9 protein-coding genes and 1 pseudogene are annotated in these 14109 nt (G+C 69.8%); 8 read left to right on the top strand and 2 right to left on the bottom strand.

Annotated features, from left to right (window positions below; translation table 11 throughout):
- The first annotated feature begins 81 nt into the window (after positions 1-81).
- The 8 genes from OG758_RS32355 to OG758_RS32320 all read left to right on the top strand — a co-directional run bounded on the left by OG758_RS32355 (position 82) and on the right by OG758_RS32320 (position 11553).
- The gene (locus OG758_RS32355; RefSeq protein ID WP_326713163.1) at positions 82-1248 is read left to right on the top strand and encodes a mandelate racemase/muconate lactonizing enzyme family protein; all 1167 of its coding nucleotides are present in this window, start codon (positions 82-84) and stop codon (positions 1246-1248) included.
- Positions 1245-2249 carry a zinc-dependent alcohol dehydrogenase gene (locus tag OG758_RS32350; protein ID WP_326713162.1) on the top strand — a complete coding sequence of 335 codons (1005 nt, stop codon included), beginning with the start codon at positions 1245-1247 and terminating at the stop codon, positions 2247-2249. The genes OG758_RS32355 and OG758_RS32350 overlap by 4 nt, the downstream gene beginning before the upstream one ends.
- A 93-nt stretch (positions 2250-2342) precedes the next feature.
- Entirely contained in the window at positions 2343-3335 is a 993-nt protein-coding gene (locus OG758_RS32345; protein ID WP_326713161.1) for a hypothetical protein, read from the top strand.
- A 5-nt stretch (positions 3336-3340) separates the two neighbouring features.
- Positions 3341-4450: a multiple monosaccharide ABC transporter substrate-binding protein gene (gene chvE, locus OG758_RS32340; RefSeq protein WP_266564568.1), complete on the top strand. Its 1110-nt coding sequence runs from the start codon at positions 3341-3343 to the stop codon at positions 4448-4450.
- A gap of 58 nt (positions 4451-4508) precedes the next feature.
- Complete coding sequence (gene mmsA / locus OG758_RS32335; RefSeq protein WP_405656590.1) at positions 4509-6035, top strand: multiple monosaccharide ABC transporter ATP-binding protein; 1527 nt, start codon at positions 4509-4511, stop codon at positions 6033-6035.
- Between the two features lie 5 nt (positions 6036-6040).
- Complete coding sequence (gene mmsB / locus OG758_RS32330; protein WP_326713159.1) at positions 6041-7279, top strand: multiple monosaccharide ABC transporter permease; 1239 nt, start codon at positions 6041-6043, stop codon at positions 7277-7279.
- 58 nt (positions 7280-7337) lie between these two features.
- Positions 7338-8498 (top strand): aldose epimerase family protein, encoded by a 1161-nt coding sequence (locus OG758_RS32325; RefSeq protein ID WP_326713158.1) that lies wholly within the window; start codon positions 7338-7340, stop codon positions 8496-8498.
- Between the two features lie 109 nt (positions 8499-8607).
- Positions 8608-11553 carry a beta-galactosidase gene (locus OG758_RS32320; RefSeq protein ID WP_326713157.1) on the top strand — a complete coding sequence of 982 codons (2946 nt, stop codon included), beginning with the start codon at positions 8608-8610 and terminating at the stop codon, positions 11551-11553.
- Positions 11554-11625: 72 nt separating this feature from the next.
- Here OG758_RS32320 and arfA read toward each other — a convergent pair whose 3' ends face one another.
- Together arfA and OG758_RS32310 are read right to left on the bottom strand one after the other, a co-directional pair.
- Positions 11626-13134, bottom strand: a complete 1509-nt coding sequence (arfA, locus tag OG758_RS32315) for an arabinosylfuranosidase ArfA (protein ID WP_326713156.1) — start codon at positions 13132-13134, stop codon at positions 11626-11628.
- Between the two features lie 38 nt (positions 13135-13172).
- A pseudogene (locus OG758_RS32310) lies at positions 13173-14082 on the bottom strand (arabinan endo-1,5-alpha-L-arabinosidase).
- Positions 14083-14109 lie beyond the last annotated feature (27 nt).

The raw sequence follows: 14109 nt of genomic DNA, 5'->3' as shown, positions 1-14109 counted from the left end.
CACCCCGCACGCACCTCCTTACTGTCACGCCAGGATTTCGAACGCATGACGAAATATCGAACGTCGCAGGGGGCAACTGCCGTGCGCATCACGGGAATCAGCACGCATGTGGTCGGGACGCCTTGGCGCAACCTGACCTACGTCCAGGTGCACACCGACGAGGGGATCACAGGGGTCGGCGAGACCCGGATGCTGGGTCACACCGACGCGCTCATCGGCTACCTGAAGGAGGCTCAGGCCAACCACATCGTCGGCTCGGACCCCTTCGCGACCGAGGATCTCGTACGGCGCATGAAGTACGGGGACTACGGGCGGGCCGGGGAGATCGTGATGTCCGGCATCGCGGTCGTCGAGATGGCCTGCTGGGACATCAAGGGCAAGGCGCTCGGCGTCCCGGTGTGGCAGCTTCTCGGCGGCAAGGTGACGGACCGGGTCAAGGCGTACGCGAACGGCTGGTACACCACCGAGCGCACCCCCGAGGCGTACCACAAGGCGGCGCGGGCGGTGATGGAGCGCGGGTACAAGGCGCTGAAGATCGACCCCTTCGGAACCGGGCACTACGAGCTCGACCACGAACAGAGCCTGTACGCCGTGTCGTTGATCGAGGCGGTGCGCGACGCGATCGGGCCCGACGCCGAGCTGATGCTGGAGATGCACGGCCGGTTCTCGCCCTCCACCGCCATCCGTCTGGCGCGCGATCTCGCTCCCTTCAAACCCGCGTGGCTGGAGGAGCCGGTGCCGCCGGAGAACCTCAAGGCGCTGGAGAAGGTGGCCGCGAAGGTGGACATCCCGGTCGCCACCGGTGAGCGGATCCACGACCGGATCGAGTTCCGCGAACTGTTCGAGAGCCAGGCCGCGGACATCATCCAGCCGGACGTCGGCCACATCGGCGGCATCTGGGAGACGCGGAAGCTGGCGGCGACGGCGGAGTCCCACTATGTGCTGGTCGCGCCGCACAACGTGGGCGGTCCCGTCCTGACCGCGGCGTCGCTCCAGGTCGGCTTCACCACACCGAACTTCAAGGTCCTTGAGCACTTCAACGACTTCGCGGACGCGGACATCAAGAAGGTCGTGAAGGGCGCGCCGCAGGTCGACCCGGAGACCGGCTGCTTCGAGCTGTCGCACGAGCCGGGACTCGGGGTCGAGCTCGACGTGGACGCGGCGGCCGAATTCCCGCAGCAGCAGGCACGGTTCGACCTGTGGGCCGAGGGCTGGGAGAAGCGAGCGCCGAAGGGCGGCGAGCAGTGAACTCCGCCGTCGTCATCGACGCGCCGGGCGAGCACCGGATCGTCCCGCACGAGCCGGTGCCGCCCGCGGCGGGTGAGGCGCTGGTCCGCGTCCACGCCGTGGGCATCTGCGGCAGCGACCGCGAGGTCCACCAGGGCAACCGGCCCGAGGGGTACGTGCGGTACCCGCTCACGCCGGGGCACGAGTGGTCCGGCACCGTCGAGGCCGTCGGGCCGGGCGCCCCGGATTCGCTCGTCGGCAGGAAGGTCGTCGGCGAGGGCTTCCGCAGCTGCCAGGTCTGCGACCGGTGCCACGCCGGCGAGACCACGCTGTGCACGTCGGGGTACGAGGAGACCGGGTTCACGCAGCCCGGCGCCATGGCCACCACACTGACCCTGCCGGCCCGTCTCCTGCACGTCCTGCCGGACGACGCCGACCTGACGGCGGCCGCGCTGCTCGAACCCGCGGCCTGTGTCGCCGCGGCCGCGCTCAAGGCGGACGCGCGGCCGGGCGAGCGCGTCGCCGTCGTCGGCGCGGGCACCCTCGGCATGCTCGCCGTGCAGTTCCTCGCGGCGAGCTCCCCCGCCGAGCTCCTCACCGTCGACACCCGGCCCGAACGGGGCTCCCTGGCAAAGACGTTCGGCGCGACGGACTTCCGTACGCCCGGCCAGGAGCTGCCCGGCGACTTCGATGTGGTGATCGAGACCGCCGGGTCCGCGGACTCGGCCCGTACCGCGGCGTCGCTGCTGCGGCGCGGGGGGCGGCTCGTCCTCACCGGGCTCCCGGCGTCCGGCGCGGCGGGGCTCGACCCGACCGGACTCGTCGTGCGGCAGCTGGAGGTGCGGACCGTGTTCGGGGCTCCGTCGGCGGCCTGGGCGCACGCCGTGCGGGTCTTCGGCGCGGGGCTCCTGGATCCACTGCCGCTGGTGACGCACGAGCTGCCGCTGGATCAGTTCCCGTACGCCATCGAGCTGGTGGGATCCGGTGACCCCAAGGTGGGCAAGGTCCTGCTGCTCCCCTAGCTCCTGCCGCCCGGCACGTCCCGGGCGGGCCCGCACCGACCGATCCGAACCTCGTTCGAAATACCGAACAACACCGAACGTGAAGGACTGCCCGTGACCGACTCCTCCTCTCCCCGCCGCCCCGGCGAACCCGCCCTCGCGGCCCTGGGCCTGTCCGCCCCCGCCACCGCCGACGCCGACACCTCCCCGCACGCCTTCCCCGACGGCGGCACCTGGCGCACCGAGATCCCCTCCGTCGAGGGGCCCGAGGCGCTGGCCGTCGTCCTCAAGGAGTCCTCGCGCCTCGACGTGCCGATCCACCGGATCAGCCAGGGCAGCGGCGTCTGGATGCTCTCCGACACCGAGATCGTCGAGATGGCCGAGGCGACCGCCGAACGGGACATCGAGCTGTGCCTGTTCACCGGACCGCGCGGCACCTGGGACACGGGCGCCTCGGTGCGCACCGACTCGCACGGCGCGGGCCTGCGCGCCCGCGGTCACGACGCCGTCGCCGGATGCGTGGAAGACGCCGTCCGGGCCACCGAGCTGGGCGTGAAGTGCCTGCTCGTGGCCGACGAGGGCGTGCTGTGGACGCTGCACCGGGCGCGCGAGCAAGGCGTGATCCCCCGGGACACCACGCTCAAGGTCTCCGCGCTCATCGGGCCGGTCAACCCGGCCTCCTACGCCGTCTTCGAGCGGCTCGGCGCCGACTCGCTCAACGTGCCGAGCGACCTCACCCTGGCCCACCTCACCGAGATCCGCCGGGTGTCCGCCGCGCCCATGGACCTGTACGTCGAGGCGCCCGACGACCTCGGCGGCTATGTGCGGATGTACGAGATCGCGGAGCTGATCCGCCGCGGGGCGCCGCTGTACCTGAAGTTCGGACTCGCGAAGGCGCCCGGCATCTACCCGTACGGCGGCCACCTGCGCGATCTCACCCTGGACACCGCCCGTGAGCGCGTGCGCCGCGGCCGGCTCGCCCTCGACCTGCTGGCCCGGCACGGCGCGGACGGCGGCATGTCGCCGCTCGGCTCCCGGCTGCCGGGCACCCTCGACCGTTTCTCCCTGACCGTACCGGCTCCCCTCGACGCGACCGACAAGGACTGATGACCATGCGCAACCGCAGAAGTGCAGTGACCGCAGTGGCGGGAGCCGCCGCTCTCGCCCTCACCCTGACCGCCTGCGGGCAGAGCAGTGAGGGAGGCAGCAAGGAGTCGAAGGACAAGAAGGAGATGACCGTCGGCATCGCCATGCCGACCAAGTCGTCCGAGCGCTGGATAGCCGACGGCAAGAACATGGTCACCACGCTGCACAACGCCGGCTACAAGACGACCCTCCAGTACGGCGAGGACGACGTCGACCAGCAGGTCCAGCAGCTCGAAGGCATGATCACGCAGGGCGTGGACGCGCTGGTCATCGCCGCGATCAACGGCGACGCGCTCTCCAACGTCCTCAAGGAGGCCCATGACGCGCACATCCCCGTCATCTCCTACGACCGCCTCCTGCTCAACTCCCCCTACGTCGACTACTACGCCTCCTTCGACAACGAGAAGGTCGGCCGGCTCCAGGGCACGTACATCACCGAGAAGCTGGGTCTGAAGGACGGATCCAAGAAGGGGCCCTTCAACATCGAGCTGTTCGCGGGCTCGAACGACGACAACAACACCAAGTACTTCTTCAACGGTGCGATGAAGGTGCTCCAGCCCTACATCGACAAGAAGCAGCTCGTGGTCAGGTCCGGCCAGACGGCGCTCAACAAGGTCACGACGCTGCGCTGGGACGGCGGCACCGCGCAGAAGCGCATGGACGACCTGCTCACCTCGTCGTACTCCTCGGCCAAGGTGGACGCCGTCCTCTCCCCGTACGACGGCATCTCGATCGGCATCCTGTCCGCGCTCAAGTCCGACGACTACGGCTCCGCGAGCAAGCCGCTGCCCGTCGTCACCGGGCAGGACGCCGAGGTCGCCTCGGTGAAGTCGATCGTCGCGGGCCAGCAGACCCAGACCGTCTACAAGGACACCCGGCAGCTGGCCAAGGTCGCTTCCAGCATGGTCGACGCGGTGCTGAAGGGGAAGAAGCCGCAGGTCAACGACACGACGTCGTACAACAACGGCAAGAAGGTCGTGCCGTCCTATCTGCTCCAGCCGGTGAGCGTCGACAAGAGCAACTACCAGAAGGAGCTCATCGACACCGGCTACATCAAGGCGAGCGACCTCAAGTAGCCCGCCCACACCACCGGTTCACACGGAGCAGAAAGGCACGACCATGGCGGGACCCGTCCTGGAAATGCGGTCGATCGTCAAGACCTTTCCCGGCGTCAAGGCGCTCGCGGACGTCTCTCTGAGCGTGCGCGCGGGCGAGGTCCACGCCGTCTGCGGGGAGAACGGCGCCGGGAAGTCGACGCTGATGAAGGTCCTCAGCGGCGTCCACCCGCACGGCAGTTACGAGGGGGAGATCCTCTTCGAGGGCGAGCCGTGCCGGTTCAAGGACATCGGGGCGAGCGAGAAGCGCGGCATCGTGATCATCCACCAGGAGCTCGCCCTGGTGCCGTACCTCTCGCTCGCCGAGAACATCTTCCTCGGCAACGAGCACGCCACGCGGGGCGTGATCAGCTGGGGCGAGACCCTCAAGCACGCCACGGACCTGCTGCGGCGGGTCGGTCTGAACGAGCACCCGCAGACCCGCGTCGCCGACATCGGCGTCGGGAAGCAGCAGCTGGTCGAGATCGCCAAGGCCCTGTCGAAGGAGGTGAAGCTGCTGATCCTCGACGAGCCGACGGCCGCGCTCAACGACGAGGACAGCGGCAAACTCCTCGATCTGATCCTGGAGTTGAAGGGCCAGGGCATCACCTCGATCATCATCTCGCACAAGCTCAACGAGATCGCCCGGGTCGCGGACTCCGTGACGGTCATCCGCGACGGGCACTCGATCGAGACGCTCGACGTGAAGGCCGAGGAGACGACCGAGGAGCGGATCATCCGCGCCATGGTCGGCCGCGACCTCGACCACCGCTTCCCCGAGCGCACCCCGCACCCGCAGGACCTCGCCGCGGCGCCGGCCCTCGAGATCCGCGACTGGACCGTCTTCCACCCCATCGACCAGCAGCGCAAGGTCGTCGACTCGGTGTCCCTGAACGTGCGCCGCGGGGAGATCGTCGGCATCGCGGGGCTGATGGGCGCGGGCCGCACGGAACTCGCGATGAGCGTGTTCGGGCGGGCCTACGGGAAGTACGCGGGCGGCAGTGTCCTCAAGGACGGCACCGAGATCCGCACCCGCACCGTCCCCGAGGCGGTCGGGCACGGCATCGCGTACGTCACCGAGGACCGCAAGCACTACGGCCTCAACCTCATCGACTCCATCAACCGCAACATCTCGCTGAGCGCGCTGCGCAAGGTCGCCCGGCGCGGGGTCGTCGACGAGCACGAGGAGCGGAAGGTCTCCGAGGGCTTCCGCAAGTCCATGAACATCAAGGCACCCAACGTCTCCGAGCCCGTGGGCCGGCTCTCCGGCGGCAACCAGCAGAAGGTCGTCCTCAGCAAGTGGATCTTCGCGGGGCCCGATGTGCTGATCCTCGACGAGCCGACCCGCGGCATCGACGTGGGAGCGAAGTACGAGATCTACACGGTGATCGACCAACTGGCCGCCGAGGGCAAGGCCGTTGTCTTCATCTCCTCCGAACTGCCCGAGCTGCTCGGCATGTGCGACCGGATCTACACGATGTCGGCCGGACGGCTCACCGGTGAGGTCCCGCGAGCGGAGGCCACCCAGGAAGTGCTGATGCGGCACATGACCAAGGACAAGAGGTAGGACCGATGAGCACGAACCTGAAGGCCGGGTCGCCGGCCGGCGCCGCGGCCCCGAAGGAATCCGGGGACGGCGGCCTCGGCCGGCTGATCGTCGACGGCATGCGCCGCAACATGCGGCAGTACGGGATGCTCTTCGCCCTCGGCCTGATCGTGATCCTTTTCGAGGTCTGGACGGGCGGCGACCTGCTGCTGCCGCGCAACGTCTCGAACCTGGTGCTGCAGAACAGCTACATCCTGATCCTGGCGATCGGCATGATGATCGTCATCATCGCGGGCCACATCGACCTGTCGGTCGGCTCCATCACCGCGTTCACGGGGGCGCTCGCCGCGGTGCTCATGGTCACGCACCACTGGTCGTGGCCGGTGGCCGCCCTCGTGGTCCTCGCCGTCGGCGCGGTCGCGGGGGCCATGCAGGGCTTCTTCATCGCCTACCTCGGCATACCGTCGTTCATCGTGACCCTGGCGGGCATGCTGCTCTTCCGCGGTCTGACGGAGATCTTCCTCAAGGGGCAGACGCTCGGCCCGTTCCCCGAAGGGCTGCAGAAGGTCGCCAACGGCTTCCTGCCCGAGGTCGGCCCCGACACCAACTACCACAACCTCACCCTGCTCCTCGGCCTGGGACTCATCGCCCTCGTCGTGTGGCAGGAGGTGCGCGACCGCAAGCGCCAGCAGGAGTACGCGCTCGACGTGCTGCCCGCGAAGCTGTTCGCGCTGAAGCTCACCGCGCTGGTCGCCGCCGTTCTCGTCTTCACCCTGCTGCTCGCCAGCTACAAGGGCGCGCCCGTGGTGCTGATCGTCCTGGCCGTCCTCCTCGTCGCCTTCGGCTACGTGATGCGCAACGCGGTGATCGGCCGCCATGTGTACGCGATCGGCGGCAACCTGCCGGCGGCGAAGCTCTCCGGCGTCCGGGACAAGAAGGTCACCTTCGCGGTCTTCCTCAACATGGGGATGCTGGCGGCGCTCGCGGGCCTGGTCTTCGCGGCCCGCTTCAACGCCGCGTCGCCGAAGGCGGGCGTCAACTTCGAACTCGAGGCGATCGCCGCCTCGTTCATCGGCGGCGCGTCGATGAGCGGCGGCGTCGGCACGGTGCTCGGCGCGATCATCGGCGGCACCGTCCTCGGCGTCCTGAACAACGGCATGAACCTCGTCGGCGTCGGCACCGACTGGCAGCAGGTCATCAAGGGCCTGGTACTGCTCGCGGCGGTCGGCTTCGACGTGTGGAACAAGCGCAAGGTCGGTTCGTAAGTCAGCTCGGCCCCGCCGGCCCAAGCCCGGCGGGGCCCACCCTTTGAGGGAGCCGCACATGGAACTGAGCAGACGCACTCTCCTCGCATCGGCCGCCGCTGCCGGTGCGGCAGCCACCGCGCTGGGCGGAACAGCCCACGCCTCGGCCTCCGCCTCGGGAAGCAGGAGGCCCGAGAAGGAGCTCTTCGGCAAGCTCGCCGACGGTACGAGGATCTACCGCTGGTCCCTGGAGAACGGCGGCACCCGCCTGAAGGTCCTCTCCTACGGCGGCATCATCCAGTCCCTGGAGATACCGGACCGCCACGGCCGGTACGTGAACGTCTCCCTCGGCTACGACACCATCGAGGACTACGTCGCCGGGACCACCTTCTTCGGTGCCACGATCGGCCGCTACGGCAACCGCATCGCGAACGGCCGGTTCACCCTCGACGGCACGACGTACCAGCTCTCCGTGAACGACGGGGCCAACTCCCTGCACGGCGGGGCGAAGGGCTTCAACACGCGGGTGTGGGACGTCGAGGACTTCACCTCCGGCTCCGACGTCGGCCTGAAGCTGCACTACACGTCGGTCGACGGCGAGATGGGCTACCCGGGCACGCTCAAGGTGACGGTCACCTACACCCTCGGGGCGAGCGGCGACTGGCGCATCGACTACGAGGCGACGACGAACAAGGCGACCGTCGTGAACCTGACGAACCACACGTACTACAACCTCGCGGGCGAGGGCAGTGGCGGCATCTACGACCACGAACTCACCCTCGCCGCCTCCCGCTACACGCCCACCGACGCGGGGCTCATCCCGACCGGTGAGCGGGCGAAGGTCGCGGGCACCCCGTTCGACTTCCGCTCCGCGAAGCCGATCGGCCGTGACATCCGCACCGCGCACCCGCAGCTGGTCACGGCCAAGGGCTTCGACCACAACTGGGTCCTCGACAAGGGGATCACGGCGCGGCCCGTGCACTTCGCGACGCTGCGCGACCCGTCCTCCGGCCGCACTCTGGAGATCGCCACGGATCAGCCGGGCGTCCAGTTCTACTCGGGCAACTTCCTCGACGGCACGCTCACCGGCCCCTCCGGGCGCACCTACCGGCAGGGCGACGGCCTGTGCCTGGAGACGCAGCACTTCCCGGACTCGCCGAACCGCCCGGCGTTCCCGTCGACGGTGCTGCGCCCGGGCGAGACGTACCGGACGACGACGGTGCACTCGTTCGGCGCCTGACCGACCCCCACCCCCATCCCCCGGCCCCGCCCGTGACCACCACGGGCGAGGCCGGTGTCATTCCTCCACCCCGTCGCACTTACCTCACCGAGCCCTATGGAGACGTCAGTTGCCACTCAGCAGACGTACGTTCACTGCGCTCACCGCCACGGCCGCGGCGAGCCTCTCCCTGCCGCTGTCGACAGCGGTCGCAGCCACTCCCGACGACGCGACCACCCCCGTCCCCGCACCCGAGGCCGACGGGCGGACGCACACCGTCGCCTTCGACAAGTACTCGCTGCTCGTGGACGGCAGCCGCGTCGTCCTGTGGTCGGGCGAGGTGCACCCGTTCCGGCTGCCGAGCCCGTCGTTGTGGCGTGACGTGCTGCAGAAGCTGCGCGCGCACGGCTACAACGCCATCAGCATCTACGTCGCGTGGAACTTCCACTCCCCGGCCCCCGGCGTCTACGACTTCACGGGCGTGCGCGACCTCGGCCGCTTCCTGGAGACGGCCGCCGAGGAGGGTCTCTACGTCATCGCGCGCCCCGGCCCTTACATCAACGCGGAGGTCGACGCGGGCGGATTCCCCGGCTGGCTGACGGCCACCAAGGGCACGGCCCGTACCTCCGATCCCACCTATCTGGCGTACGTGGACGAGTACTTGACGGCCGTGAACGAGATCATCGCCCGGTACCAGTACACGCGCGGCAAGGGCACGGTCGTCCTCTACGAGCTGGAGAACGAGTACGCCTCGAACGTGACCAGCCCGGCCGGCAAGGACTACATGGCGCACCTGTACGCGAAGGTCCGCGCCGACGGCATCGACGTCCCACTGTTCCACAACGACAAGGGCCGCAACGGCTACTGGACTCCGGGCTCGTTCAGCACGGGTGACGAGTCCGGCCGCTACCTCTACGGATTCGACGGCTACCCGTCGCCGTCGGGCAACCCGCCGGACTGGGGCTACTTCGGCGTGGGCGGCGCCAAGGGCGGGTCGACGGCGAGCCCCGACACCCCTGGCCTGATGGCCGAGTTCGGGGGCGGCTGGTTCGACCCGTGGGGCGGCGCCGTGTTCGCCGGCAAGGGCTACGAGGAGTCGCGGCGCACCCGCGACGCGGCGTACGAGCGTCGCTTCTACCTCACCAACCTCGCCAACGGCATCAAGATCCACAACGTCTACATGACGTTCGGCGGCACCAGCTGGGGCTGGCTCCCCGCGCCGGTCGTCTACACGTCGTACGACTACGGTGCGGCCCTCGACGAGGCGCGCAATGTCACGTCCAAGCTGACGCCCATGCACCAGATCGGCCAACTGCTCCGTTCCGTGCCGGACCTGGCGAAGCTGGACCGGGCGCAGGACACGGCGGCCGCCGACCCAGCCCTGAAGGTCTACCACCTGACGAATCCCGACACGGGCGCGCACGTCTACGTCCTGCGCAACGACACGTCGGCGTCGATCACATCGACGCTGCCACTGGGCTCGGCGAGCGCGGAGGTCACGGTCGGCGCGAAGGACGCGAAGCTCGTCCTGGCCGAGGCCGCTCTGGGGAAGCGGGAGCTGGCGTACTCGACGGTCCAGCCGATGATCCAGCTGAGCGCGGGGCGCCGGGACGTCGCGGTGTTCGCGGGCCTGTCGGGAGAGCCGGCCGAGGCGGCCTTCGCGTACGAGGAGGAGCCGGAGGTCACGGTCCTCGACGGGCCGGCAACCGCGACGTACGAGGACGGAATCCTGCGCATCTCCACCCACCTGGACGGCCTGGTGCGGGTCGTGGTGGGCGGCACGCTCCTCGTCCTGTTCGCGGACGACGAGACGTCCGCCCGGCTGTGGCGCTACGACACGCCTTCGGGCCCGGTCCTCGTCCGCGGTCCCGCGCTGCTGCGCCGGGCCGAACTCCACGGCGCCACTCTCCACTTGACGGGCGACACGATCGAGGAGGCCGACCTGGAGGTGTGGGCACCGCGTGGCGTGCAGCTGGTCACGTGGAACAACGGCCCGGTCCATGTGCGCACCACCCCTTCCGGAAGCTTCACCGCCGGGCGGACACTCCCGGGCGTCCCGGACGTACAGCTGCCCGCGCTCACCGGCTGGCGGCAACGGCCCGAGAACCCGGAGTCGGAGCAGGACTTCGACGACACGGACTGGACCGTCGCCGACAAGGCGACCTCGTACTCGACGACGCCCGTGCCCGCCGGCCGGCCCGTCCTCTTCGCCGACGACTACGGCTTCCACTACGGCGACGTCTGGTACCGGGGTTCGTTCGACGACGCGAGCGGCGCCGAGTCGGTGGACCTGGCGTACTCCACCGGCACCCAGGGCCTGCTGATGGCGTGGCTCGACGGACGCCCCCTCGGCACGCACCGGATGCCGGTGCCGACGTCGGCCCAGTCCACCCAGGGCACGTGGACGGCGACGGCGGCCTTCGCCCTGCCCGCCGACCTGCGCACCGCCGGCGGCCATGTCCTCTCGGTCCTCGTCCGCCGCATGCAGCACGACGAGGACGGCGGTGCCCGGGACTCGCACAAGTCGGCGCGCGGCCTGACCGGGGTGGCGTTCACGGGCGCGGATCCGGCCGTGACCTGGCGCATCCAGGGCGCTTCGGGCCCGGACCCGGTGCGCGGCCCGCTCAACACGGGCGGCCTGTACGGGGAGCGGCACGGCTGGCACCTGCCGGGGCTCGATCTCGACGCGGACGGCGGCTGGGAGCGGGCCGCGTTCCCGGTCGACGGCCCGGCACGCCAAGGAGTCTCCTGGTACCGCACCACGTTCCGGCTGGCCGTCGACCACGACGTGGACGCCTCGATCGGCCTCACGTTCACGGACGACGCGGCCCACGCCTACCGCGTCCAGCTCTACGTCAACGGCTGGAACATGGGCCAGTACATCAACGACGTGGGCCCCCAGCACACGTTCGCCGTCCCGAACGGCATCCTGCGCACCCGCGGCGCCAACACCCTCGCCCTGGCCGTCCTCGCCGACGGCACGACCCCGGCGGGCCCGGGAGACGTACAGCTGAAGCTCCTCGGGAGCGCGGCGGGCGGGGTGGAGGTGCGGGCGGTTCCGTCGCCCGGCGTGTGACCACCCCCTGAGTGGCACTGAGCGGCCGGAGGGCGACTTCCCCTCCGGCCGCTCAGTGGCAGACGCCGTGGATCAGCCGAGCCGGATCACATTCCACGACAGCGGCTCAAGGGTCGCCTTGAGCGTGCCGTCCTCAAGCGTCGCGCCCGTACCCGCGTGCGGCGCGACGCGCTCCGGCTCGGCGAGGGTGTTGCGGGCGTCCGGGTCGGCGTCGGCGAGCACCGAGTGTTCGACGACCTCACCCAACTCCATTCCATGGAGGGCCACTTCGAGGGGCAGGGACTCCGTCTGACTGCGGTTGACCGCGAAGACGGTGACCGATCCGTCGTCCGCCCGGACCGCCGTCGCGTGCAGCAGGTCCGCGGTGCCGTGGCGCCGCGTGTCGTACGTCGGCCCGGACACGCGGACGTCGAGGACCTCGCCCCTCCCGTACCTGGCGGCCTGGGCGAACGGGAAGAACGTCGTCTGACGCCAGGCCGGGCCGCCGGGCTCGGTCATGATCGGGGCGATGACGTTGACGAGTTGGGCCAGGCAGGCCACCGTGACGCGGTCCGCGTGGCGGAGCAGGGCGATCAGGAGCGAACCGAAGACGACCGCGTCGGTGACCGAGTAGACGTCCTCCAGGAGGCGGGGGGCCTCCGGCCAGTCGAGCGCCGAGACCTCGGCGTCCGTGCGCGACATGTACCAGACGTTCCACTCGTCGAAGGAGAGGTTGATCTTCTTCTTCGACTTGAGGCGCGCGCCCACGTGGTCGCACGTCGCGACGACGTTCTCGATGAACGACTCCATGTCGACCGCCGACGCGAGGAAGGAGTCCCGGTCGCCGTCGTGCTCCTCGTAGTACGCGTGGAGCGAGATGTAGTCGACCAGGTCGTAGGTCTCCTGCAGGACCTTCGCCTCCCACTCGGCGAACGTGTCCATGCCCTGGCCCGAACTGCCGCAGGCGACCAGCTCGACGTCCTTGTCGATCTGGCGCATCGCACGCGCCGTCTCGGCGGCGAGCCGCCCGTACTCCTCGGCCGTCTTGTGGCCGGTCTGCCACGGCCCGTCCATCTCATTGCCCAGGCACCAGAGCCTGATGCCGAAGGGGTCCTTGTCGCCGTGGGCGATGCGGCGGTCCGACAGCTCCGTGCCCGCCGGGTGATTGGCGTACTCCTGGAGTTCGATGGCCTCGGCGACGCCGCGCGTGCCGAGGTTCACCGCCATCATCGGCTCGGCCTGCGGGCCGACCTTCTTCAGGAACGCGATGTACTCGGACAGGCCGAAGCGGTTCGACTCCGTCGTGCGCCAGGCCAGGTCGAGGCGGCGCGGGCGCTCCTCGGCGGGGCCGACCGAGTCCTCCCACTTGTAGCCGGAGACGAAGTTGCCACCTGGATAGCGGATGGCGGTGACGCCGAGCTCGCGGACCAGTTCCAGGACGTCCTGGCGCAGGCCCGCCTCATCGGCGGTGGGGTGGTCCGGCTCGAAGATGCCGGTGTAGACACAGCGGCCCAGGTGCTCCACGAAGGAGCCGAAGAGCCGGGGGTCGACCGTGCCGACCGTGAAGGCGGGGTCGAGGGCGAAGCGTGCGGTGCGGGTCATGTCTCCCTCAGGGTTCGGGATTACGTACGTTGATCGAGTCAGCGGACGGTCGGCCAGCCGTCCTTGCCCCAGCTCAGCTCGTTGAGGCCGAGCTTGGGGGTGCCGGAGTCGCCGGCGTCGTAGTAGTGGTACGCGAGTACGTCACGCCCCTTGTCGCGGAAGACGGACTCGCCCCCCGTGCCGACGAACCGGCCGTGCCCGGCGAGGAGCAGCGTGCCGCCGCCCTCCAGGAGCGGGGTGCCGTCCTCGTCCACGTACGGGCCCGTGACCGACGTCGAGCGGCCGACCCGGATCTTGTACGTGGAGTTCACGCCGGAGCAGCACGCGTCGTACGAGGCGAAGAGGTAGTAGTAGCGGCCGTGGTGGACGACGGCCGGGCCCTCGACCGCGTGCGGGGCGTCGGGGCGGGTCGCCAGGTGGTGGACGGTCGCGCCCTCGATCGCCTTGCCGGTCCGCGGGTTCAGCTCGACCATGCGGATGCCGGACCAGTACGAGCCGAAGCTCATCCAGAGTTTCCCGTCGGCCCGGACGATCGCCGGGTCGATGGCGTTCCAGGTGTCGGTGGTCCCGGAGCTGAACACCTTGCCGTGGTCCGTCCACGTACCCGGGAGACCCGATGCGGAGGTGGCGACGCCGATCGCCGAGTGGTTCGTGCCCCAGGACGAGACCGCGTAGTAGAGCCAGTACGTGCCGTCGCGGTAGGAGATGTCGGGGGCCCCACGGGTCGCCGGTGTCGTTGTACTCGTACCACCAGCTCGGCGGCGCGGCGAAGGCGTTGCCCTCGTCGGTCCAGTGGACGCGGTCCTTCGAGAGACGGGCGCCGATGACGCCGCCGGTCGAGTAGGCGACGTACTGACCTGACGTGAGCTTGATGACGGTCGGGTCGTGGACGATCTGCTGGCCGGTGATCGCCTGCGGGTCCGGGTAGGCGGCGTCGGCCTGCGCCATCGTGGGGAGCAGGGCGAGAAGGGCGGC

This window comes from Streptomyces sp. NBC_01474 (assembly GCF_035918215.1).
GTDB classification, from domain to species: Bacteria; Actinomycetota; Actinomycetes; order Streptomycetales; family Streptomycetaceae; genus Streptomyces; species Streptomyces aureus.
This window is presented reverse-complemented; position numbering and strand designations above follow the sequence as displayed.

Excerpts from the sequence above, each read along its gene's own strand:
- chvE (WP_266564568.1), top strand. The coding sequence starts at position 3,341 with ATGCGCAACCGCAGAAGTGCAGTGACCGCAGTGGCGGGAGCCGCCGCT.
- mmsB (WP_326713159.1), top strand. The coding sequence starts at position 6,041 with ATGAGCACGAACCTGAAGGCCGGGTCGCCGGCCGGCGCCGCGGCCCCG.
- OG758_RS32325 (WP_326713158.1), top strand. The coding sequence starts at position 7,338 with ATGGAACTGAGCAGACGCACTCTCCTCGCATCGGCCGCCGCTGCCGGT.
- arfA (WP_326713156.1), bottom strand. The coding sequence starts at position 13,134 with ATGACCCGCACCGCACGCTTCGCCCTCGACCCCGCCTTCACGGTCGGC.